This is a genomic window from Pseudomonas sp. URMO17WK12:I6 (genome assembly GCF_003253625.1).
GTDB lineage: Bacteria > Pseudomonadota > Gammaproteobacteria > Pseudomonadales > Pseudomonadaceae > Aquipseudomonas.
On sequence record NZ_QKYZ01000025.1, the window covers coordinates 21,559 to 42,351 of the forward strand.

Sequence of the window (20,793 nt, forward strand, 5' to 3'; positions counted from 1 at the left end):
CTTACAGCCCTTGTTTCAGGCTCGCCACCAGGTATTCGTCGATGTCGCCGTCGAGCACCTTGTCGCAGTCGCTGCGTTCGATGTTGGTGCGCAGATCCTTGATCCGCGAGGCATCGAGCACGTACGAACGGATCTGGTGACCCCAGCCGATGTCCGACTTGGTGTCTTCCAGGGCCTGGGAGGCGGCGTTGCGTTTCTGCACTTCCTGCTCGTACAAGCGCGCCCGCAACATTTTCATCGCGGTGTCTTTGTTGGCGTGCTGGGAGCGTTCGTTCTGGCAGCTGACCACGGTGTTGGTCGGTACGTGAGTAATCCGTACGGCCGAGTCGGTGGTGTTTACGTGCTGACCACCGGCACCGGAGGAGCGGTAGGTGTCGATGCGCAGGTCCGACGGGTTAATGTCGATTTCGATGTTGTCATCGATTTCCGGCGACACGAACACGGCCGAGAACGAGGTGTGACGACGGTTGCCGGAGTCGAACGGGCTCTTGCGCACCAGACGGTGCACGCCGATTTCGGTACGCAGCCAGCCAAAGGCGTATTCACCCTTGATGTGCACGGTCGCGCCTTTGATACCGGCGACTTCACCGGCCGACAATTCCATGATGGTCGCGTCGAAACCGCGTTTATCCGCCCAGCGCAGGTACATGCGCAGCAGGATGTTGGCCCAGTCCTGGGCCTCGGTACCGCCGGAGCCGGCCTGGATGTCCAGGTAGGCGTTGTTCTGGTCCATCTCGCCGCTGAACATGCGACGGAATTCGAGCTTCTCGAGGGCTTCGCGCAAGCGCTCCACTTCAAGGGCTACGTCGTCGACGGCGGCCTGGTCTTCTTCCTCGGCAGACATCAACAGCAGGTCCTTGGCATCGGCCAGACCGCTGGACATTTCATCGAGGGTTTCTACGATCTGGGCCAGCGCAGAGCGCTCGCGACCCAGGTTCTGAGCGTACTCAGGGTTGTTCCAGACACTCGGATCTTCAAGCTCGCGATTGACTTCGGTCAGACGCTCATGCTTTTGATCGTAGTCAAAGATACCCCCGAATAGTTTCGGAGCGCTCGGACAGGTCCTTGATACTGTTAAGGATCGGGTTGATTTCCATGGCGGGCAGCACTCGTTGGCGAACTTTTGAAAGCCGGCGAGTATAACGTAATCACGCTGTCAAGGCAGCCCGCCTGGCGGCTTTAGGGGCAAATGAACCTGCCGGTTCATTCTATTCCCACCTGATTGCGCCCATTGTTCTTCGCCAGGTACAGCCCCTTGTCCGCCGCCAAGATCAATTGCCGGCAGTCGCTGCCCGGCTGCGGGATCACGGTCGACAGGCCGATGCTGATGGTCAGGCACGAACCTTCGGTCGGGAAAACGTGCGGGATCTTCAATCCGACCACGGTCTGGCGCAGTTTTTCCGCCACCAGCCGCGCACCGCCCGGCGAGGTGTTGGGCAAGACCAGGACGAACTCTTCGCCGCCGTAACGGGCCGGCAGGTCCGATGGCCTGGCGCTGGCGTCGCGAATGGCCGTGGCGACTTTGCGCAGGGCTTCATCGCCTTCGAGGTGGCCAAAACTGTCGTTGTAGGACTTGAAATAGTCGACATCGATCATCAGCAACGACAATTGCGTCTGGTCACGCAACGAACGCCGCCACTCCAGTTCCAGGTATTCGTCGAAGTGCCGACGGTTCGACAGCCCGGTCAGGCCGTCGGAGTTCATCAAGCGTTGCAGCACCAGGTTGGTGTCGAGCAACTGTTGCTGGCTGACCCGCAACGCACGGTACGCCGCGTCACGCTGCAGCAGGGTCATGTAGGAGCGCGAGTGATAGCGGATGCGCGCCACCAGTTCGATGTTGTCCGGCAGCTTGACCAGGTAATCGTTGGCCCCGGCGGCAAACGCCGCGCTCTTGATCAGCGGGTCTTCCTTGGTCGACAGGACAATGATCGGAATGTCCTTGGTCGCCGGGTGATTACGGTATTCGCGCACCAGGCTCAGGCCGTCCAGGCCGGGCATGACCAGGTCCTGAAGGATCACCGTCGGCTTGATGCGGATCGCCTGGGCGATGGCCTGGTGCGGGTCGGCGCAGAAGTGGAAGTCGATGTTCTCTTCGTTCGACAGACCACGGCGCACCGCCTCGCCGATCATCGCCTGATCGTCCACCAACAACACCATGGCGGCGTTTTCGTCGGTTTTGAAGTCGTCGAGCTGTAATTCATTCATGTGCGGTCACCTGAGTACTGCTTGGGCCACGATTGCTGCTAATGATAGTCATTTTTGGAAAATCTCCAGCAAACGTGGCGCTATCTTGTCCAGTGGACGGATTTCCACGGCAGCGTCGATGGCTGCGGCCGCCTTGGGCATTCCGTACACGGCACTGCTGTTCTGGTCCTGAGCGATGGTCAGGTAGCCCTGTTGGCGCATGAGTTTAAGCCCCTGGGCGCCGTCACGCCCCATACCGGTCAGTAGAACGCCCACGGCATCACCGCTCCAGTAATTGGCCACACTCTCGAAAAACACATCGATCGAAGGCCGATAGATCTCGTTGACCGGTTCGGCGGTGTAGGCCAGCGTGCCGTTTTTCAGCAAGCGGATGTGGTGATTGGTACCGGCCAGCAGGATCGTGCCACTTTGCGGCGGTTCGCCTTCCTGGGCCAGGCGCACGTCCAGGCCGCTGGCGCTGGCCAGCCATTCGGCCATGCCGGCGGCGAACACCTGATCCACATGCTGGACCAGCACGATGGCCGCCGAAAAATCCCGGGGCAGGCCCTTGAGCAGCACTTCCAGCGCCGCCGGCCCGCCAGCGGACGAACCGATCGCCACCAGGTGCTGGCGCGAGGCCGAGTTGCGGTGCGGGCTCGGTGCCGATCGCTCCCGATTGCTGTGGTCACCGATCAACCAGCCAATGTTGAGGATCTTGCGCAGCAGCGGCGCAGCGGCTTCCTGAGGGTTACCAGCGCCCAGCGCCGGGGTATCGACCACATCCAGCGCGCCGTAGCCCATGGCTTCGAACACCCGGTGCACGTTCTGCTGACGGTCGACGGTGACGATGACGATCGCGCACGGGGTCTCGGCCATGATCCGCCGGGTCGCTTCCACGCCGTCCATCAACGGCATGATCAAGTCCATCAGGATCAGATCCGGGGTGTATTCGGTGCAACGTTGCACCGCCTCGGCCCCGTTGCTGGCAACCCAGACCACCTCGTGCGCCGGTTCGAACGCCAGGGCGCGGCGCAAGGCCTCTACCGCCATGGGCATATCGTTGACGATGGCGATTTTCATGCTCGCGCCCCTCCAATGAGCTCAACGACTGCATCCAGTAAGGCGTCATCATGAAAACTGGCCTTGGCTAGATAATAGTCGGCGCCGGCGTCCAGTCCACGACGACGGTCTTCTTCGCGGTCCTTGTAGGACACCACCATCACCGGCAGCGATTGCAGGCGATTGTCGCGACGCAATAAAGACACCAGCTCGATGCCGTCCATGCGCGGCATGTCGATGTCGGTGATCAGCAGATCGAAATCCTCCGAACGCAGGGCATTCCAGCCATCCATACCGTCCACCGCCACGGCGACGTCGTAGCCGCGATTGAGCAGCAACTTGCGCTGCAACTCACGAACGGTCAGCGAATCGTCCACCACCAGAATCCGTTTGCGCGCGGCCTCAACGGCCTGATTGGCGTGCCGGGCAATGCGCTCCAGACGCCCGGTATTGAGCAGTTTGTCCACCGAACGCAGCATGTCTTCGACGTCGACAATCAGCACCACCGAGCCGTCATCGAGCAAAGCCCCGGCGGAAATGTCCTGTACCTTGCCCAGACGCTCGTCCAGCGGCAGCACCACCAGCGTCCGCTCGCCGATAAACCGCTCGACCGCCACCCCGTAGATCGCCTCGCGCTCGCGCATGACCACGACTTTGAGGGTCTGCGCGCTGTTCTGGCTCGCCGGCCGATGCAACAGCTGACTGGCGGCGACCAGCCCGACATGCCGGCCTTCGTACCAAAAGTGCTGCCGGCCTTCGACCTGCACGATGTCTTCCGGCTCCAGGTCGCACATGCGCTCGATGTGCGCCAGCGGGAAGGCATACGCCTCGTCACCGACTTCCACCACCAGACTGCGCACCACCGACAGCGTCTGCGGCACTTCAAGATGGAAACGACTGCCCGCGCCCGCCGTCTGCTCCAGCACCACGGCGCCGCGCAACTGCCGGACCATGTGCTGAACCGCATCCAGCCCGACGCCGCGCCCGGACACTTCGGTGACCGTGTCGCGCAGGCTGAAACCCGGCAGAAACAGGAACGTCAGCAGCTCTTCTTCGCTCAACTGCGCGGCAGTCTCGGCTGGGGATAACTGCCGCTCGACGATCGTGCGGCGGACCTTTTCCAGGTCGACGCCATTGCCATCATCGCTCAGCTCCAGCACCAGCAGACCGGCCTGATGGGAGGCTCGCAAACGGATCACGCCTTCCTCCGGCTTGCCCGCCAAGCGTCGCTGTTCCGGGGTTTCGATGCCATGATCCACCGCATTGCGCAGCAGGTGTGTCAGCGGCGCTTCGAGCTTTTCCAGTACGTCTCGGTCGACTTGGGTCTTGTCGCCCTCGATCTCCAGCCGCACCTGTTTGCCAAGGTCGCGCCCAAGATCGCGGACCATGCGTACTTGACCGCTCAGCACGTCGGCGAACGGCCGCATGCGACAGGCCAGCGCGGTGTCATACAACACTTGTGCGCGCTGACTGGCGTGCCAGGCGAACTCGTCCAGTTCGGCGTTTTTTTCCACCAGCAATTGCTGGGACTCGGCCAGCAATCGGCGGGCATCGCCCAAGGCTTCCTGGGCTTCGAGGCTCAAGGCATGGTCCTTGAGATGAACGTTGAGGCTTTCCAGCGCCCGCAGGCCATTGCTCTGCATGCGTTTAAGGCGCTGCATGGTGGCCAGGTGCGGCTTGAGGCGCTGGGTTTCCACCAGGGATTTACTCGACAGGTCGAGCAGGCTGTTCAAGCGCTCGGCCGTGACACGCAATACGCGCTCGCCAGTGTCGGTGGCGCGCCTGGTCTTGGACGCAGGCTCGGCGGGCTCTGCCTGAGGTGTTTCAATGAGTGTTTCGACGGGTGTTTCGGCGGCACGAACGGGCGGCTCGACCCTGGGTGTCGACGGTTCGAGCTGAGGTTCTGCCATCGGCAGCGCGATGGGAACAGTCGCCATGTGCTCAAGCAGCCGTCCCATCAAAACAACGTAAGCGTCGATATCCGCAGGCGCCGGAGCATTGTTCGGCGTCGCAATCCGCATCAGCAGATCGGTGCCCTGCAACAGCGCATCAATGTGTTCGGGTCGCAGGTACAGGCGCCCTTCCTGGGCGCTGACCAGGTAATCCTCCATCACGTGGGCGACGCTGACCCCGGCATCGACGCCTACAATCCGCGCCGCGCCCTTGAGCGAATGGGCCGCGCGCATGCACAACTCGAGGTAATCGGCCTGGGTCGGATCACGCTCCAGCGCCAGCAGACCGGCGCTCAGCACCAGGGTCTGGGCCTCGGCTTCCAGGCTGAACAGCTCCAGCAAGGAGGCGTCACGCATTTGGTCGGGGGTCATGTGAGGCTCCGGGTCACGGCAGACAGCAGCTGCTCTTCATCCAGCCAACGCAGGCTGCGACCTTTGAATGGCAAGACTCCGCGGGTGTATTTGGCGCTGGCCTGGGTGCCGGACTGGGACGCGGCATCGAGAATGCGCTCGTCGATGGCGTGAATCCCGTCCACTTCGTCCACCGGCACCACCACCGGCCCGCCGTGGGCGGCGATGATCAGCATCCGCGGCGTTACCCGCGCGCCGGGCGCCACGCTACTGGTGTCGTCGAGCCCCAACAGCTCCACCAAAGACAGGCACGCCACCAAGGCACCGCGCACATTCGCCACGCCGAGCAATGCCCGGGAGCGCTGGTGCGGCAAGGAATGGATCGCTTGCAGCGGCGCCACTTCGACCAGGCTGCGAGTGGCCAGGCCCAGCCACTCTTCGCCGAGGCGAAACATCAGCAGCGAGCGGGTTTTCACCTCACTCTCGGCCACCGTGGAGATTTGCCCACGGTCACCCTGCGACAAGGCGTAGCGGTCGAGCAAGCGCGTGGCGGCAGCCGAATACACCGCGCAATTGCGGCAATGAATGTGCTCGCTCAGCAGCGGGCAGGACTGATCGCCGTGGATACCGATGCGGTTCCAGCAGTCGTCGATGGCCTGGGCATCTTCATGGGTGACGCTCAAGGTGTCGGAGGCGTTCATCGTTTACGCTCACTGTCAGCGGCGCGCTCGCTGCGGGCGGCGCGGGCCTGCAATCGTCTGGCACCCGCCGTGTCGCCCTGGGATTGCAACAAGGCAGCCAGGTGCATCAACGCGTCGGGGTGTTGCGGTTCGAGGTACAACGCCTTGCGATAAAAACCCTGGGCCTCCAGGGCACTGCCGGCGACATCGCTGAGCAGCCCCAGCCAATAGAACACTTGGGCCACCGGTTCGTGACTGCGTAAATAACTTTCGCATGCGGAGCGGGCCTCGGCACTTTTGCCTTCATTGGCCAGCGCGGCGATATTCGCCAACAGCGTGGCGGCGTCCGAAGAAGTGGCCGAAGGGATGGCGACAGCCTGAGGCATCGGCACGACCGTCGCAAAAGGCCGACTGCGCACAGGCGGCGGAGTCACGCTGCGCAACGGTTGCTGCACTGGCAGCGACATCGGCGTGAAAGTCGCAGGCGGCTCGAGCGCGCTCTGGCGACTGAAGGCAAACGACTGCGGGATACCGATCGAGCGCATGCCGAAACGGCCGAGCAGACTGCCCTCGGCCGGGCCGATAAATAGCACGCCATCGACGTGAGTCAGGCGCTTGAGCACTTCGAACACTTGCTGCTGGGTCGGCTGGTCGAAATAAATCAGCAGGTTGCGACAGAACACGAAGTCATAGGGCGGCTCGTTGACCAGCAAGGTCGGATCCAGCAGGTTACCGACCTGTAGACGCACCTGTTCGAGCACGCGCCCGCTGAGGCGATAGCTATCGTGTTCAGCGGTGAAGTGGCGCTCGCGAAACTCGAGGTCCTGGCCACGAAACGAATTCTTGCCGTACAGCGCGAGCCTGGCCTTTTCCACCGACAGCGGGCTGACGTCCATGCCGTCGACCTTGAACTGGTGCGGCGCCAGCCCCGCATCAAGCAATGCCATGGCGATCGAGTACGGTTCTTCGCCGGTAGAACACGGCAAGCTGAGAATCCGCAGGGCGCGCATGTTGTTGATCGCCGCCAGCCGCTTGGCCGCCAGCTTCGCCAGCGTGGCGAAGGATTCCGGGTAACGGAAAAACCAGGTTTCGGGGACGATCACCGCTTCGATCAGCGCCTGCTGTTCGTCGCGCGAGCCCAGCAAAGTGTGCCAGTACTCATCGGCCGTCCGCGCCCGAACCGCCGTAATGCGCTGGCGCACCGCGCGCTCGATGATCGCCGGGCCGACCGAGCCGACATCCAGGCCGATACGCTCCTTGAGGAAATCGAAAAACCGTTGATCGCTGCTCATCCCTGCTCCTCAAACTGCGCCAGGTCCAGCGGCGGCGAGGGAAACAATAAGGCGCGAACCTGTGCATCCAGTAAATCGGCAACCCGCACCCATTGCAGTAGCCCCTGGGCATCTTCGCGCACCGGGCCGAGGTATGGCGCCTGGCGATTGTCCAGGCCATAAGGCTGAAAGTCCGCCGGGTTGCAGCGCAACGTGTCGGTGACCTGCTCCAGAATCAGCCCGAGCAATTGCGCAGGCGTTGCCTCATCCGGCCGATAGTGCACCAACACCAGCCGCGTGCTGGTGCGGGCCTGGGCCGGTTGGCCAAACGTCAGCGCGCTGAGGTCGATCACCGGCACCACCGCGCCGCGATAGGCGAACACCCCCGCCACCCAGTCTGGCGCCCGGGGAATGGGTTTCAACGGCAGTTGCGGCAGCACTTCGGCCACCTCGATGGCCTGCAAGGCGTAGCGCTCGTTGCCGATGCGGAACACCAGAAACAACGACTGCTTCGCCGGCATCGCCACGCCGCGCCTGGCCGTAAGTTCGCTCATCAGACTTTGAATCGCGAGACACCGCCACGCAGCCCCACGGCCACCTGGCTCAGTTCGTCGATGGCGAAACTGGCCTGGCGCAGGGACTCAACCGTCTGGCTGCTGGCATCGCCCAATTGCACCAGCGCGTGGTTGATCTGCTCGGCGCCGGTGGCCTGGGCCTGCATGCCTTCGTTGACCATCAACACCCGTGGCGCCAGCGCCTGGACCTGATGAATGATCTGCGACAGCTGCTCGCCCACCTGCTGCACCTCGGACATGCCGCGGCGCACTTCCTCAGAGAACTTGTCCATGCCCATGACCCCGGCCGACACCGCCGACTGGATCTCGCGCACCATCTGCTCGATGTCGTAGGTGGCCACGGCGGTCTGGTCTGCCAGACGTCGCACTTCGGTGGCGACCACGGCAAACCCGCGACCATACTCGCCGGCCTTCTCGGCTTCGATCGCGGCGTTCAGGGACAACAGGTTGGTCTGGTCAGCGACCTTCACGATGGTCACCACCACCTGGTTGATGTTGCCGGCCTTCTCGTTGAGGATCGCCAGCTTGGCGTTCACCAGATCTGCCGCGCCCATCACCGAGTGCATGGTGTCTTCCATGCGCGCCAGGCCTTGCTGACCAGAACCGGCCAGCACTGAAGCCTGGTCGGCGGCGGTGGAGACTTCGGTCATGGTGCGCACCAGGTCGCGCGAGGTGGCGGCAATTTCACGGGATGTCGCACCGATTTCGGTGGTGGTGGCCGCGGTTTCGGTGGCGGTGGCCTGTTGCTGCTTGGAGGTCGCGGCGATTTCGGTGACCGACGTGGTGACCTGCACCGAGGAACGCTGGGCCTGGGACACCAACGAGGTGAGCTCGGTCATCATGTCGTTGAACCCGGTTTCCACCGCGCCGAATTCGTCCTTGCGATCCAGATTCAGGCGACTGCTGAGATCGCCGGTGCGCATGACTTCGAGGATATCCACAATGCGATTCATCGGCGCCATGATCGCGCGCATCAGCAGCAGGCCGCAGAGGCCGGCGGCGATGATTGCCACCAGCAAAGAGACGCCCATGCTGATTTTGGCGGCCGTCACCGCGTCACTGATGGCCAGCGTGGATTGTTCAGCCAGGGCGTGATTATTTTCAAGAAGGCTGTTCAATTGCATGCGCCCATTGACCCAGGCCGGCGTCAGTTTTTGCTCCAGGGCAAGCACCGCCTGGTCGTACTCTTTGCGCTGATAGAGATCGATAACGTTGTTCATCTCTTTGTTGTAGAGCTGATGACGCACTTCGAACTCCTCGAACAGAGCCCGATCGTCCTCCGTGAAAATGGTTTTACGGTAGTTGGCTATTTGCTCGTTCAAGCGCTCTTCGAAACTTTTGTACATGGTCTGGTCGGCGACGGTCATTTCACGATGCCCGGAAAGGCCGACAAGCTGTTGGGTGAGGTTAAAACTGTCGACCCACGCACCGCGGATCATCGAACTGTAATACACCCCCGGGACCGCATCGGTGCGAACCGATTCTGCGCCGGCGTCGATCTTCATCAGCCGAGAAAAAGACACCACAACCATCAGCAGCATGATTGCGATAATTACCGCAAAGCTCGCCAAAATGCGTTGGCGCAACGTCCAGTTCTTCACAGTCAGTCCTCGGTGCGGGTCAAATTGCGGGGGAGTATAGCTGAGGGCGATGTTTCATTTATAAGACGCTGAGCAGCGTTTCTCATCCCGCCAATAAAAAGCACGGACTCGGCAGAAACATCACGTCCCGCATTGGAAATTTGTCGACCGTGACATCGGGCACTAGTCTGGATAAACCCATGACACAGCCCGGCCTCGGTCAGCCTCCCACAAAGCGCACTACGCTAATAACAAGCCACTCGTGGCGAACTACCCCGTTCAACGCTGTCCCGACCCTAATTAAAGAAGAGGGAAACCCCATGTTCGAACACAAGACCGCACTGCTCAGTGCAATCGCCACGGCGCTTCTGGCCAGCGCCAGCCTGCAGGCCGCCGAACCGCTGAAAGCCGTCGGTGCCGGCGAAGGTCAGCTGGATATCGTTGCCTGGCCCGGCTATATCGAACGGGGCGAAAGCGACAAGGCCTACGACTGGGTCAGCGCTTTCGAGAAGGAAACCGGCTGCAAGGTCAACGTCAAGACGGCCGGTACGTCCGATGAGATGGTCAGCCTGATGGCCAAGGGCGGTTACGACCTGGTGACGGCGTCCGGCGATGCCTCCCTGCGCTTGATCGCCGGCAAGCGCGTCCAGCCGATCAACACCGCATTGATCCCCAACTGGAAGAATCTCGATCCGCGCCTGAAGGATGGGCCGTGGTACGTGGTCGACAAGCAAACCTATGGCACCCCGTACCAATGGGGGCCGAATGTGCTCATGTACAACACCAACGTGTTCAAACAGCCGCCGACCAGTTGGAGCGTGATACTCGAAGAGCAGAAGCTGCCCGACGGCAAATCCAACAAGGGCCGCGTGCAGGCGTATGACGGCCCGATCTACATCGCGGACGCGGCGCTGTACCTGAAAACCGCCAAGCCGGAACTGGGCATCAAGGACCCTTACCTGCTTGACGAAAAACAGTACAAGGCCGTTCTCGACCTGCTGCGCGCCCAGCAAAAGTTGATCCACCGCTACTGGCACGACACCACCGTGCAGATGAGTGACTTCAAGAACGAAGGCGTGGTGGCTTCCAGTTCCTGGCCGTATCAGGTCAACGGCCTGATGAACGAGAAACAGCCAGTCGCCTCGACCATCCCCAAAGAAGGCGCCACCGGGTGGGCCGACACCACCATGATGCACGCCGAAGCCAAGCACCCGAACTGTGCTTACAAATGGATGGACTGGTCGCTGACGCCGAAGGTCCAGGGTGATGTGTCCGCCTGGTTCGGCTCGCTGCCGGCGGTCCCGGCGGCGTGCAAGGCAAGCGAACTGCTGGGGGCCGAGGGGTGCAAGACCAACGGTTTCGACCAGTTCGACAAGATCGCCTTCTGGAAAACCCCGCAGGCTGAGGGTGGCAAGTACGTGCCTTATAGCCGTTGGACCCAGGACTACATCGCGATTATGGGAGGCAGGTAATACACCCCCTTGTGGCGAGGGAGCTTTGTGGCGAGGGGGCTTGCCCCCGTTGGGTGGCGAAGCCGCCCTGGAACCAGTCACCGCGGTCTAACAGATAAACCGCGCTCTCCTTTTCAGGGCTGCTACGCAGCCCAATGGGGCGGTGCGGCGGTCCGACAAGCCCCCTCGCCACAGTGAGCATTCCAGCTAAAAAAGCACACCGATTCAGCTTTTTCAGAAGTCCAGGCAGGGGCCGCTGTGATGGGCCCCCGCTTTTTGGGAGCACCGTATCCATGACGCTTGCAGTCCAGTTCACCAACGTTTCCCGTCAGTTCGGTGAGGTGAAGGCCGTTGACCGGGTTTCCATCGACATCCAGGACGGCGAGTTCTTTTCCCTGCTGGGCCCTTCTGGTTCGGGTAAAACCACCTGCCTGCGCCTGATCGCCGGTTTCGAACAGCCGAGCACCGGCTCCATCCGCATCCATGGCGCCGAAGCCGCCGGGCTGCCGCCGTATCAGCGCGACGTGAACACCGTGTTCCAGGATTACGCGCTGTTCCCGCACATGAACGTACTCGACAACGTCGCCTACGGTTTGAAAGTCAAAGGCGTCGGCAAGACCGAACGCCACAAACGCGCCGAAGAAGCCCTCGACATGGTCGCCCTCAACGGCTACGGCGAGCGCAAACCGGTGCAGCTGTCGGGCGGCCAACGCCAGCGTGTGGCCCTGGCTCGCGCGCTGGTCAATCGCCCTCGCGTGTTGTTGCTCGACGAACCCTTGGGCGCCCTCGACCTGAAGCTGCGCGAGCAAATGCAAGGCGAACTGAAGAAGCTGCAACGTCAGCTCGGCATCACCTTTATCTTCGTCACCCACGACCAGACCGAAGCGTTGTCGATGTCCGACCGCGTGGCGGTGTTCAACAAGGGGCGTATCGAACAGGTCGACACGCCGCGCCACCTCTATATGAAACCGACAACCACCTTCGTCGCCGAATTCGTCGGCACGTCCAATGTGATACGCGGTGATCTGGCCCGGCAGTTGAGCGGCAATCCTCAGCCGTTTTCGATCCGCCCGGAACACGTGCGTTTCGCCGAAGGGCCGCTGGCCAGCCATGAAATAGAAGTCAGCGGCGTGCTTCATGACATCCAGTATCAGGGCAGCGCCACCCGCTATGAACTGAAACTGGAAAACGGCCAGACCCTGAACATCAGCCAGGCCAACGTCCAGTGGCTGGACGTCAGTGCGCAACATCAGCCTGGGCAACGCATCAGCGCTCGCTGGGCACGCGAGGCGATGATCCCGCTGCACGACAATGTTGTAGGCGGGGTATGAGATGGACAGTGTGATCTCTCGAACCCCGGCCAACGGCTCGCCGCTGCGCCGGTTTTCCAACCTGCTGTACCGGCGGCCGAACCTGTATCTGTCGCTGCTGCTGGTGCCGCCGTTGCTGTGGTTTGGCGCCATCTACCTCGGCTCGCTGCTGACTCTGCTGTGGCAAGGCTTCTACACCTTCGATGACTTCACCATGACGGTCACCCCCGACCTGACCCTGGCGAACTTCGCAGCGCTGTTCCAGCCATCGAACTTCGACATCATCCTGCGCACCCTGAGCATGGCCATCGTCGTGTCGATCGCCAGTGCAATCGTGGCCTTCCCGATCGCCTACTACATGGCGCGCTACACCAGCGGCAACACCAAGGCGTTTTTCTACATCGCGGTGATGATGCCGATGTGGGCCAGTTACATCGTCAAGGCCTATGCCTGGACCTTGCTGCTGGCCAAGGGCGGCGTGGCCCAGTGGTTCGTTCAGTACCTGAACCTGGAGCCGGTGTTGCAGTTCGTACTCGGGATGCCGGGAGTGGGTGGCAGCACCCTGTCGACCTCGCACCTGGGGCGGTTCATGGTGTTTGTCTATATTTGGCTGCCGTTCATGATCCTGCCGATCCAGGCGTCACTGGAACGCCTGCCGCCGTCCTTGCTGCAAGCTTCGGCGGATCTGGGCGCCAAGCCGCGTCAGACCTTCATGCAAGTGATTCTGCCGCTGTCGATTCCGGGCATCGCGGCCGGTTCGATTTTCACGTTTTCACTGACACTGGGCGACTTCATCGTGCCGCAACTGGTGGGCCCACCGGGCTACTTCGTCGGCAGCATGGTCTACGCCCAGCAAGGGGCGATCGGCAACATGCCGATGGCGGCGGCCTTCACGCTGGTGCCGATCGTGCTGATCGCCATTTACCTGTCCATCGTCAAACGCCTGGGGGCCTTCGATGCGCTCTGACGCTTCCTCTCAAGACCGGGCATCCCTGGGCCTGCGCATCGCCGCCTGGGGCGGGTTGCTGTTCTTGCACTTCCCGATCCTGATCATCTTCCTCTATGCCTTCAACACCGAAGACGCAGCGTTCAGCTTTCCGCCCAAGGGCTTCACCCTGAAGTGGATCGCCGTGGCGTTCTCGCGGCCCGACGTACTGGAGGCGATCAAGCTGTCACTGCAGATCGCCGCCATCGCCACGCTGATTGCGCTGATCCTCGGCACCCTCGCCTCGGCGGCGCTGTACCGGCGGGACTTTTTCGGCAAGCAAGGCATCTCGCTGATGCTGATCCTGCCGATTGCATTGCCGGGGATCATCACCGGGATCGCGCTGCTGGCGACCTTCAAGACCCTGGGGATCGAGCCGGGGGTATTCACCATCGTGATCGGTCACGCGACCTTCTGCGTGGTGATCGTCTACAACAACGTCATCGCCCGATTGCGCCGCACGTCCTACAGTTTGATCGAAGCGTCGATGGACCTCGGCGCCGACGGCTGGCAGACCTTCCGCTACATCGTCCTGCCGAACCTCGGCTCGGCGTTGCTGGCTGGCGGCATGCTGGCGTTTGCCCTGTCGTTCGACGAAATCATCGTCACCACCTTCACCGCCGGCCACGAACGCACCCTGCCGTTGTGGCTGCTCAACCAGCTCAGCCGCCCTCGGGACGTGCCGGTGACCAACGTCGTGGCGATGCTGGTCATGATGGTGACCATGTTGCCGATTCTCGGCGCGTATTACCTGACCCGTGGTGGGGAGAGTGTCGCCGGTAGCGGCGGAAAATAACTGACCACTGGAAACCGGAACCTGTGGGAGCAGGGGCCAGTTCCCACAAAAAAGAAAACAACAGCTTCGGAGGACAAAGCCATGCAAACCAAACTCTTGATCAATGGCCAACTGGTCGCCGGCGACGGCCCCGCCCAAGCCGTGTTCAACCCGGCCCTCGGTCGCGTACTGGTGGAAATCAACGAAGCCAGCGAAGCCCAGGTCGACGCCGCCGTGCGCGCCGCCGATAACGCCTTCGAAGGCTGGTCGCAAACCACGCCGAAAGAACGCTCGCTGTTGCTGCTCAAACTCGCCGACATCATCGAAGCCCATGGCCAAGAGCTGGCCAAACTGGAGTCGGACAACTGCGGCAAACCCTACAGCGCCGCGCTGAACGACGAGATCCCGGCGATTGCCGACGTGTTCCGATTCTTCGCCGGGGCCAGCCGTTGCATGAGCGGTGCGCTGGGGGGTGAATACTTGCACGGCCACACCTCGATGATCCGCCGCGACCCGGTCGGCGTGATTGCCTCCATCGCGCCATGGAACTACCCGCTGATGATGCTCGCCTGGAAAGTCGCCCCAGCCCTGGCCGCCGGTAATACCGTGGTGCTCAAGCCGTCGGAACAAACCCCGCTGACCGCCCTGCGCCTGGCAGAACTGGCGTCGGAGATTTTCCCGGCGGGTGTGCTTAACCTGGTGTTCGGTCGTGGTCCTTCCGTTGGCACCCCACTGGTCACCCACCCGAAAGTGCGCATGGTGTCGCTGACCGGCTCCATCGCTACCGGCTCGAACATCATTTCCAGCACCGCCGGCAGCGTCAAACGCATGCACATGGAACTGGGCGGCAAGGCGCCGGTGATCATCTTCGACGATGCCGACATCGACGCCGCCGTGGAAGGCATTCGCACCTTCGGTTTCTACAACGCCGGGCAGGACTGTACTGCCGCTTGCCGCATCTACGCTCAGGCAGGCATCTATGACACCTTCGTCGAGAAGCTCGGCGCCGCGGTCAGCAGCCTCAAGTACGGCTTGCAGGATGATCCGTCGACGGAGCTGGGCCCATTGATCAGCGCGCAACATCGTGACCGCGTAACCGGGTTTGTCGAGCGGGCCATGGCGCAACCGCACATTCGGTTGATCACCGGCGGCAAGCCAGTGGAAGGCAATGGCTTCTTCTTTGAACCGACGGTGCTGGCCGACGCACAACAGGACGACGAGATCGTGCGCCGCGAAGTGTTCGGGCCGGTGGTATCGGTAACCAAATTCACCGATGAAGCGCAGGCCCTGGCCTGGGCCAACGACTCGGAGTACGGCCTGGCATCGTCAGTCTGGACCGCAGATGTCGGCCGCGCCCATCGCCTGTCTGCACGCCTGCAGTACGGCTGCACCTGGGTGAACACCCACTTCATGCTGGTCAGCGAAATGCCGCACGGTGGTCAGAAACTGTCCGGTTATGGCAAGGACATGTCCATGTATGGGTTGGAGGACTACACGGTTGTGCGGCATGTGATGTTCAAGCATTAAAAATGCTTCCCGGGTAAGCCTCGCTCCGAAATCAACCGTGCCCACATCTCTGTGGGCACGGTTGATGGTGTTAGATCGGCTGAGGCTTGGAGAGGGTTTCGAATTCATCCATCAGCAGATGGATTTCGGTGCTGGGGTTAGGTTCGCCGCTGATGTCGACGTCCTCGAGAATCTTGGGGGCCAAAGCTCTGGCTTTCTGAAAAGGCTCGCCCAATAGCTGAGCAAAATAGCTGATGTCTTTGCCCTTCTCGTACTTATCCATGTTCGGTTTTTCTCTGAGGCTCTTGGCTACCAAGTCGCCCGGAGAGTTTTTCCCGACAGCTCTAAATGGCTTTCGATTGAAGCCGAAGTGCAAAAGAAGCCAAAACTCGAAACAGGGAAATGACGCTATGACTTTGATTTTCGGATGAGGCTTCGCCAGATCTATCGCCCTCTCAAAACATAGATGTGTATCACGATCCAATGCACAAAATACCCTATCGAAACATTTCTGACGGGCTATGGCTCTTTCAACAATGCCGCTTGGATGCGTGACGCCGCAGTGGGCAATTTCAACCTGGGCCTTAGCACGAAAATGAAAGGCGGCCTCCTCCAGATACCGTTTTCCTGACTTGCTATCTTCACAGAGGACCAACACTTTGGGCTGAGGCTTGAATCTCGATTTCTTTCGATCAAATGATTTTGTCGAGCGCATCATGGTCACCTCAGCCTGATCAAAGGCAAACCGCGGTAACGGCCTTCAAAGTAGCGCTTCTCAATATCCTCCCCCTCTCGCCCTTCAAAATCGTGAACGGAAAAAATACTGGTTGCACCATTGGCATCGCGCTCAGTGATCCAGAACTGATCACGCCGCAGAATTTTTGCGTTCATTAGATGAGTGTCGTGAGTCGTAAAGATCAGCTGAGTATCCAACCCCCTATCAAGATGCTTCCCGAGCAGATCAGCAACTATTTCTGGATGAAGGCTACTGTCCAACTCATCGACAGACAGTATCCCGCTTCCATCTGCGCGATTGATCATGAACCAGGGCAACCAGAAACCAATCAGGTTTTTTGTTCCGCCAGACTCCTCTGAAAAATCAAACTCCGCTGCTCCCAAAAGACTTGTATGCGTCAGGGTCACCTTGTCTTTCTGGGCGGCGGCGAAGAATTCTTTTAACGTGAGCTTTTTCTTGGTCGGTACAGCATCCGCATCCTCAGTATTGAGTTGAATAGCAGACACCGGGATATCCACTTCCCTTAAAAACTCCTTCAAATCACCCGTGTAGTCCGAGGCAACCTGCAGAAACCTGATGGAGGCTGCAGACAGCCCCATCATGTTGTTCTGCTCAATGACAAGGAGGCCGGTTTGAAACCAGGTAAACGGTGCTCGCAACTGTGTCAGTTCTTCGCTGCTGTTCGCCACGGCCTGCGAAATAAACAAAACCTTCGGGCTCGTCAAACGCCGCCAAGCATTGTGGACATCTTTCCCACCCTCAAGACTTGAGCCAAAAACATACTGTTCTCCCTCGTCACCAAAACGACGCTCATACAGCAGCGTTTCTTTCCCTTTGGGATAGGAGACCAACTGCTCCTTGATTATCCGTTGCGAAGTAACGCGTAGAACAAACCGATATCGGAGCCCGTTTTGAATGAAGTTGTACTCAAAGGAACTGGGTTCGTTCTGGAGTTGCGGATCAAAACGAAACGGTGAAACCGGCAGTGGTTCGTCATTTGAGGAGGGTGTCGTTGCGAGCAGGCGTCCCATGATCCCCATCGCCTGGATAAGCGAAGATTTACCGGACGCGTTCGGCCCGTAGATCGCTGCCACCTTCAACAAATCAGGAAGCTTTTCGCCACTCACTGAAGGTTGGAAAACATTGCGTTTTTTACTCAGACGCGGGGTCGCCACCATGGACAGGGTTTGCGCCTCGCGGAAGGAGCGATAATTGGAAACCGAAAATTCAATCAACATGTAGAAATCCTGCACTTAATTTCCAAGAGCAGAATAAATATAGGAAAAAACATTCATTTGGCGCGGCTTCCCTGCACTTCGTGCAAAAACAGGAAATTCCTACAGATGGAGCCTTCCAGCAAAGGCAACGATTCCTACAACAAGCGTCGCCAGAGTAGACTTGGCGCCGCGAGCGCCTGAACGATAGGCTTCATCCCGTCGCTGCAAAATCAGCGGCCCGGGGTCGAAGCCGGTACATCATCGACATGGCGCATCCGCGCTCCCATATGAGTGGCGGCTCCCTTTTTTCATCCTGGAGTCGAAAAATGCTTAAGCACAACATCACAAATCCTGAAGTTTTCACAAAGTGCCATTCGCGGGAGGCAGGCCATGACCCATCCTCATTTCATCCCTACCGTCTTCACCCGCCACAACCGCTTCCTCCATGCCATCATGCAAGCCAACCAAGCCTGGTTCTGCGTTCAGGATCTAGGTCGCTTGATGGGTCGACCGCTGGACCAACGACTCACCCTGAAGCTCGACCCTGATCAACGCCAATATGTCTGGTTGCTGAAGAATGGCAAAACGGTCGAATCACTGATGGTCAGTGAATCAGGGATGTACGCCCTGCTCGTTCACCATTCGTCCCGGAAAATCGAAACCTGCGTCAATGGCTGAGCAATGAGGTCATGCCAATGCTGCGTGATTCGAATTCGGCGTCGTTGGAGAACGTTCCAAGTCTGGGTTCGTTGCAGTGGGCCGGAATCTCGGTGCCGCTGCTGCGTTGGCAGCATCAGTCCTGGATCAAATGGCGCGACATGCCTGATCTGATGCAAGCACAACGACCATTCACGATTGGTAGCCGATGATCTGATGCACAAAGGGACGGACTTTTGAGTCCGTCCCTTTGGTTTTCCAGCATTACTCCCCACCTTCAAAACCGCGAAACACTCCTCATCGCATCCACCAGATAGCGCATCGCAATCCGGTCACTCTCCGACAGCTCGCGATAGCGCTCCACCAACTTCAACTCCTCCGAACTGAGACGACGCCTTCGCCGCCCGGTGGCCAGGCAGGGAAAGAGTCCTAACATTTCAGTGATGCCTTGTACTTTCGACATGGACGATGTCCTTCTATACGTCAAAGAAAACTGCAAAACCGCATCGCCCTATCACTTTCAGCGGCCGTCTTGTGTGCACTGAACCCACCGGCCTGAAGGGCCGAAACCGGTCATGCCCATAGAATAGAAATTAAATCGGCGCTGAAAAGCGGTTTTTAGAGTAATTAGTCGAAAAAAGCAGATATGCCCTATAAATCAGAAAACGCTGTGAGAAACGTTACCTGACATGTCTTGTTTCATTGCCGCGCTGTCGCGGTGCTATCAATCATTTTTGCTCTGTAATCGAACGGTTTAAGCTATTTGGCATCTCTTTACAGTCCGTTGTGTTTGGCCAAGGCATGTCCGAACCGCTATTTCTGATCCAGCACGTGCCAGGAACGGCGCGGGATTGTTCACGACAGGTTGTACTTATGCACCGCAGGAATTTGCTCAAAGCGTCCATGGCCATCGCGGCTTACACCGGTCTCTCGGCCACCGGCCTGCTGGCCGCGAACGCCTGGGCCGGCAGTGGCACTGCCGATGGCGACGCCCAGGCGTTCGACTTCGAAGCGCTGAAAAACCAGGCCAAACAGCTCGCCGGCAAGCCGTATCAGGATACCAAACAGGTGCTGCCGCCGACGCTGGCAACCATGACGCCGCAGAACTTCAACGCGATCCGCTACGACGGCAATCACTCCCTGTGGAAGGATCTGAAAGGTCAGCTGGACGTGCAGTTTTTCCACGTCGGCATGGGCTTCAAGCAGCCGGTGCGCATGTACAGCGTCGATCCCAAGACTCGACTGGCGCGCGAGGTGCATTTCCGCCCGTCGCTGTTCAATTATGAAAAAACCACCGTCGATACCCAGCAGCTCAAGGGCGACCTGGGATTTTCCGGGTTCAAGCTGTTCAAGGCCCCGGAGCTGGATCAGCACGACGTCTTGTCGTTCCTCGGCGCCAGCTATTTCCGTGCGGTAGACGCCACCGGCCAGTACGGTTTGTCGGCCCGCGGCCTGGCAATCGACACCTACGCCAAGAAGCGTGAAGAATTCCCGGACTTCACCAAGTTCTGGTTCGAGACACCGGACAAGGACAGCACCCGATTCGTGGTGTACGCCCTGCTCGATTCGCCAAGCGCCACCGGGGCCTACCGTTTTGACATCGATTGCCAGGCCGAGCGCGTGGTGATGGAAGTCGACGCCCACGTCAATGCCCGCACCGCCATCGAGCAACTGGGCATCGCACCGATGACCAGCATGTTCAGCTGCGGCACCCACGAGCGCCGTATGTGCGACACCATTCACCCGCAAATCCACGACTCCGATCGCCTGGCCATGTGGCGTGGCAACGGCGAGTGGATCTGCCGTCCGCTGAACAACCCGGCCACCCTGCAATTCAACGCCTTCGCCGACACCGACCCGAAAGGCTTTGGCCTGGTGCAGACCGACCATGAATTCGACAGTTATCAGGACACCGTCGACTGGTACAGCAAGCGCCCGAGCCTGTGGGTAGAACCTACAACCGCGTGGGGCGAAGGCTCTATCGATTTGCTGGAAATTCCTACGACCGGCGAAACCCTGGACAACATCGTCGCGTTCTGGACGCCGAAGAAACCGGTCGCCGCCGGTGACTCCCTGAACTACGGCTACAAGCTCTATTGGAGCGCCCTGCCACCGACGGGTACGCCGCTGGCGCGGGTCAACGCGACCCGTTCGGGCATGGGCGGCTTTGTCGAAGGCTGGGCACCGGGTGAGCATTATCCTGAAGTCTGGGCACGCCGCTTTGCCGTGGACTTCACCGGCGGCGGGTTGGACCGCTTGCCCGAAGGCGCGGGGATCGAACCGGTGGTGACCTGCTCGAACGGTCAGGTGAAGGATTTCAACGTGCTGGTGCTCGATGACATAAAGGGCTACCGAATCACCTTTGACTGGTACCCGACCAATGACAGCGTGGCGCCGGTGGAGCTGCGGTTGTTCATTCGCACCAATGACCGCACGTTGAGTGAAACCTGGTTGTACCAGTATTTCCCGCCGGCGCCGGATAAGCGCAAGTACACCTGATATAG

The 20,793-nt window shown here is 60.1% G+C and carries 17 protein-coding genes and 1 pseudogene; 7 read left to right on the forward strand and 11 right to left on the reverse strand.

The window, feature by feature from the left end; all coding sequences use genetic code 11:
* Window position 1: 1 nt before the first annotated feature.
* The 8 genes from prfB to F475_RS28635 all read right to left on the reverse strand — a co-directional run bounded on the left by prfB (window position 2) and on the right by F475_RS28635 (window position 9,673).
* Window positions 2-1,097, reverse strand: a protein-coding gene (prfB, locus tag F475_RS28600) for a peptide chain release factor 2 (protein ID WP_096481021.1) whose coding sequence is annotated in 2 segments (ribosomal slippage) — window positions 2-1,024 and window positions 1,026-1,097 — 1,095 coding nt in all. Because the reading frame shifts where the segments join, the coding sequence is not laid out codon by codon here.
* 106 nt (window positions 1,098-1,203) lie between these two features.
* Window positions 1,204-2,205: a PleD family two-component system response regulator gene (locus tag F475_RS28605; protein ID WP_018926681.1), complete on the reverse strand. Its 1,002-nt coding sequence runs from the start codon at window positions 2,203-2,205 to the stop codon at window positions 1,204-1,206.
* A 48-nt stretch (window positions 2,206-2,253) separates the two neighbouring features.
* Window positions 2,254-3,264 (reverse strand): chemotaxis response regulator protein-glutamate methylesterase, encoded by a 1,011-nt coding sequence (locus tag F475_RS28610; RefSeq protein WP_018926682.1) that lies wholly within the window; start codon window positions 3,262-3,264, stop codon window positions 2,254-2,256.
* Window positions 3,261-5,567: a hybrid sensor histidine kinase/response regulator gene (locus F475_RS28615; protein ID WP_111455326.1), complete on the reverse strand. Its 2,307-nt coding sequence runs from the start codon at window positions 5,565-5,567 to the stop codon at window positions 3,261-3,263. Before F475_RS28615 ends, F475_RS28610 begins: the two co-directional genes overlap by 4 nt.
* A complete protein-coding gene (locus F475_RS28620; RefSeq protein WP_018926684.1) occupies window positions 5,564-6,247 on the reverse strand; it encodes a chemotaxis protein CheW in 684 nt (227 codons plus the stop codon). Before F475_RS28620 ends, F475_RS28615 begins: the two co-directional genes overlap by 4 nt.
* Window positions 6,244-7,518: a protein-glutamate O-methyltransferase CheR gene (locus tag F475_RS28625; RefSeq protein WP_111455327.1), complete on the reverse strand. Its 1,275-nt coding sequence runs from the start codon at window positions 7,516-7,518 to the stop codon at window positions 6,244-6,246. Before F475_RS28625 ends, F475_RS28620 begins: the two co-directional genes overlap by 4 nt.
* The gene (locus F475_RS28630) at window positions 7,515-8,051 is read right to left on the reverse strand and encodes a chemotaxis protein CheW (RefSeq protein ID WP_018926686.1); all 537 of its coding nucleotides are present in this window, start codon (window positions 8,049-8,051) and stop codon (window positions 7,515-7,517) included. The genes F475_RS28625 and F475_RS28630 overlap by 4 nt, the downstream gene beginning before the upstream one ends.
* A complete protein-coding gene (locus F475_RS28635; protein WP_018926687.1) occupies window positions 8,051-9,673 on the reverse strand; it encodes a methyl-accepting chemotaxis protein in 1,623 nt (540 codons plus the stop codon). Before F475_RS28635 ends, F475_RS28630 begins: the two co-directional genes overlap by 1 nt.
* A 299-nt stretch (window positions 9,674-9,972) precedes the next feature.
* Here F475_RS28635 and ydcS point away from each other — a divergent pair, with 299 nt between their 5' ends.
* The 5 genes from ydcS to F475_RS28660 all read left to right on the forward strand — a co-directional run bounded on the left by ydcS (window position 9,973) and on the right by F475_RS28660 (window position 15,700).
* Window positions 9,973-11,124, forward strand: coding sequence for a putative ABC transporter substrate-binding protein YdcS (gene ydcS / locus F475_RS28640; protein WP_018926690.1), 1,152 nt, complete (start codon window positions 9,973-9,975; stop codon window positions 11,122-11,124).
* Between the two features lie 272 nt (window positions 11,125-11,396).
* Window positions 11,397-12,434, forward strand: coding sequence for an ABC transporter ATP-binding protein (locus tag F475_RS28645; RefSeq protein WP_111455328.1), 1,038 nt, complete (start codon window positions 11,397-11,399; stop codon window positions 12,432-12,434).
* Between the two features lies 1 nt (window position 12,435).
* Window positions 12,436-13,380, forward strand: a complete 945-nt coding sequence (locus F475_RS28650; RefSeq protein WP_019581622.1) for an ABC transporter permease — start codon at window positions 12,436-12,438, stop codon at window positions 13,378-13,380.
* Window positions 13,370-14,194 carry an ABC transporter permease gene (locus F475_RS28655; protein WP_019581623.1) on the forward strand — a complete coding sequence of 275 codons (825 nt, stop codon included), beginning with the start codon at window positions 13,370-13,372 and terminating at the stop codon, window positions 14,192-14,194. The genes F475_RS28650 and F475_RS28655 overlap by 11 nt, the downstream gene beginning before the upstream one ends.
* Before the next feature lie 81 nt (window positions 14,195-14,275).
* Window positions 14,276-15,700, forward strand: coding sequence for a gamma-aminobutyraldehyde dehydrogenase (locus F475_RS28660; protein ID WP_111455329.1), 1,425 nt, complete (start codon window positions 14,276-14,278; stop codon window positions 15,698-15,700).
* Between the two features lie 70 nt (window positions 15,701-15,770).
* Here F475_RS28660 and F475_RS28665 read toward each other — a convergent pair whose 3' ends face one another.
* Together F475_RS28665 and F475_RS28670 are read right to left on the reverse strand one after the other, a co-directional pair.
* Window positions 15,771-16,397: an RloB family protein gene (locus F475_RS28665; protein ID WP_111455330.1), complete on the reverse strand. Its 627-nt coding sequence runs from the start codon at window positions 16,395-16,397 to the stop codon at window positions 15,771-15,773.
* A gap of 2 nt (window positions 16,398-16,399) precedes the next feature.
* The gene (locus F475_RS28670; protein WP_111455331.1) at window positions 16,400-17,653 is read right to left on the reverse strand and encodes an ATP/GTP-binding protein; all 1,254 of its coding nucleotides are present in this window, start codon (window positions 17,651-17,653) and stop codon (window positions 16,400-16,402) included.
* A 369-nt stretch (window positions 17,654-18,022) separates the two neighbouring features.
* Here F475_RS28670 and F475_RS28675 point away from each other — a divergent pair.
* Window positions 18,023-18,501 (forward strand): annotated as a pseudogene (locus F475_RS28675) (Bro-N domain-containing protein).
* A gap of 65 nt (window positions 18,502-18,566) precedes the next feature.
* Here F475_RS28675 and F475_RS28680 read toward each other — a convergent pair.
* Window positions 18,567-18,752 carry a hypothetical protein gene (locus F475_RS28680; protein WP_007940616.1) on the reverse strand — a complete coding sequence of 62 codons (186 nt, stop codon included), beginning with the start codon at window positions 18,750-18,752 and terminating at the stop codon, window positions 18,567-18,569.
* A 410-nt stretch (window positions 18,753-19,162) separates the two neighbouring features.
* Between F475_RS28680 and F475_RS28685 the strand changes: the two genes are divergently transcribed.
* A complete protein-coding gene (locus F475_RS28685) occupies window positions 19,163-20,788 on the forward strand; it encodes a glucan biosynthesis protein D (protein WP_018926695.1) in 1,626 nt (541 codons plus the stop codon).
* Window positions 20,789-20,793: the final 5 nt, after the last annotated feature.